Source organism: Plantactinospora sp. A48, from assembly GCF_055793945.1.
In genome coordinates this window covers 1-2,019 of sequence record NZ_JBTIXF010000130.1, presented here as the reverse complement: position 1 = coordinate 2,019, position 2,019 = coordinate 1, and the positions used below count along the sequence as shown (strand labels likewise).

The 2,019-nt window shown below is 71.6% G+C and carries 3 protein-coding genes; 2 read left to right on the top strand and 1 reads right to left on the bottom strand.

What is annotated here, in order from left to right; all coding sequences use genetic code 11:
- The first annotated feature begins 162 nt into the window (after window positions 1-162).
- Both ACXN5W_RS30265 and ACXN5W_RS30260 read left to right on the top strand, forming a co-directional pair.
- Window positions 163-312: a hypothetical protein gene (locus ACXN5W_RS30265; protein ID WP_473161802.1), complete on the top strand. Its 150-nt coding sequence runs from the start codon at window positions 163-165 to the stop codon at window positions 310-312.
- 54 nt (window positions 313-366) lie between these two features.
- Window positions 367-1,350, top strand: coding sequence for an aldo/keto reductase (locus ACXN5W_RS30260; protein ID WP_473161801.1), 984 nt, complete (start codon window positions 367-369; stop codon window positions 1,348-1,350).
- 108 nt (window positions 1,351-1,458) lie between these two features.
- Here the strand turns inward: ACXN5W_RS30260 and ACXN5W_RS30255 are convergent.
- Window positions 1,459-2,019 (bottom strand): RICIN domain-containing protein (locus ACXN5W_RS30255; RefSeq protein ID WP_473161800.1); only part of this gene is annotated, 561 nt, incomplete at its 5' end.

Sequence of the window (2,019 nt, the reverse complement as noted above, 5' to 3'; positions counted from 1 at the left end):
TCCCCCTCACCCCCCCCCCCCCCCCCCCCCCCCCACCCCCCCCCCCCCCCCCCCCCCCCCCCCCCCCCCCCCCCCCCCCCCCCCCCCCCCCCCCCCCCCCCCCCCCCCGGGACTCGCCGGATCGGCGAGTTTGCGCAGGTCAAGCCCGGGTACGCCACGGTCATGATCGTATTGATCGGTGTCCTGCTGGCGGCATGGCTGGTCCTGGTGGTGGTCGGGCTCGTGATCAAGGGTCTGTTCTGGTTGTTCGTGATCGGGGCCGTCCTGTTCGTGGTGACCGCCCTGATCGGGTGGGTGCGCCGCCGGGTGTAGCCCCGCCGGGACCGGATGGTGACGCCGCCGGTCCCGATTGGGTAGCCTCCGCCCGTGGAGCAACGGACACTGGGCCGGACCGGCCGTGCGGTATCTGTCGTCGGACTGGGCACCTGGCAGTTGGGCGCCGACTGGGGCGACGTCGATCCGGACGAGGCGCTGGCGATCATCGACGCCGCGGTGCGGGACGGCGTGACGCTGCTGGACACCGCCGACGTGTACGGCGACGGCCGCAGCGAGCAACTCATCGGTCGGTTCCTCGCCGCCCACCCCGGTTCCGGGGTGCTGGTGGCCACCAAGATGGGGCGGCGCGTCGAGCAGCGTCCCGAACATTTCACGCTGGACAACTTCCGCGCCTGGACCGACCGGTCCCGGGAGAACCTGGGCGTGGACACCCTCGATCTCGTGCAGTTGCACTGCCCACCCACTCCGGTGTTCGGCACCGAGGCGGTCTACGACGCCCTGGACACGCTGGTCGCCGAGAAGCGCGTCGCCGCGTACGGGGTGAGCGTGGAGACCTGCGACGAGGCGCTCACCGCGATCGCCCGGCCGAACCTGGCCAGCGTGCAGATCATCCTCAACGCCTTCCGGCGCAAGCCGCTGGAGCGGGTGCTGCCCGCCGCACGGGCGGCCGGGGTGGGCATCATCGCCCGCGTGCCGCTCGCCTCCGGGCTGCTCACCGGCAAGTTCCGGCCGGACACCACGTTCGCGGCCAACGACCACCGCAACTACAACCGGCACGGCGAGTCGTTCGACGTCGGCGAGACGTTCTCCGGGGTGGACTACCAGACCGGCCTGGCCGCGGCGGCGGAGTTCGCCGAGCTGGTGCCGGACGGCGTCTCCCCGGCCCAGGCCGCGCTGCGGTGGGTGATCCAGCAACCGGGCGTGACCACCGTGATCCCCGGGGCCAGCACGGTGGCCCAGGCGGTGGCCAACGCGGCGGCGGCCCAGCTGCCGGCCCTGCCGGAGCAGACCCTGACGGCCGTCGAGGACCTGTACGACCGGCGGATCCGCCCCCAGGTCCACCACCGCTGGTAACCCCAACTGAAAGGAAGGGCCCCTTGTTATCGCATCCGGTATAGCAAGGGGCCCTTCTTAACAGGGCTCAGCCTTGACGGCTCAGCCTTTGACGGCTCAGCGGTTCGGTCAGACCGCCGTGATGGTCCACTGGTTGTTGGCGCTGGTGTTGGGCGCCCACATGCCGCAGGTGGAGCCGCTGGCGGTGCCCATGCCGTCCAGCGCGGTGCCGGTGCCCCGGTTGATGATCTGGTAGCGGCCGTTGCCGACGCTGTTGAGGCGCCACTGCTGGTTGTTGCTGCCATTCCAGGCCGACTGCCGGGCCGGGGCGCCGTTGGCGGTGTTGCCCCAGCTGTCGGCGACCATGCCGTTGGTGCGGTTGACGATCCGGTAGTAGCCGCCGCCGGCGTCGACGAGCTGCCACTGCAGGTTGTTGCTGCCGTCCCAGCTCCACTGCTTGAGGTTCGAGCCGGAGGCGACGTTTCCACCACTGTCCAGCGCCAGGCCGGTGCCCGCGTTGGCGATCCGGACGTATCCGGTGGGGGTGGGTCCGGAGCCGGGGGTGGGGATCTGGCCGGGGAAGGTCAGCTTGACCACGTACGCGAGGGCGCTGAACGGGGCACCGGACGAGGGCATGGTGATGTGCAGTCCGGAGCCGTCCTGGCTGCGGGTGGGCAGGTTGACGTACGT

Coding starts and splice junctions, on each gene's coding strand:
- ACXN5W_RS30265 (WP_473161802.1), top strand. CDS start 163: ATGATCGTATTGATCGGTGTCCTGCTGGCGGCATGGCTGGTCCTGGTG.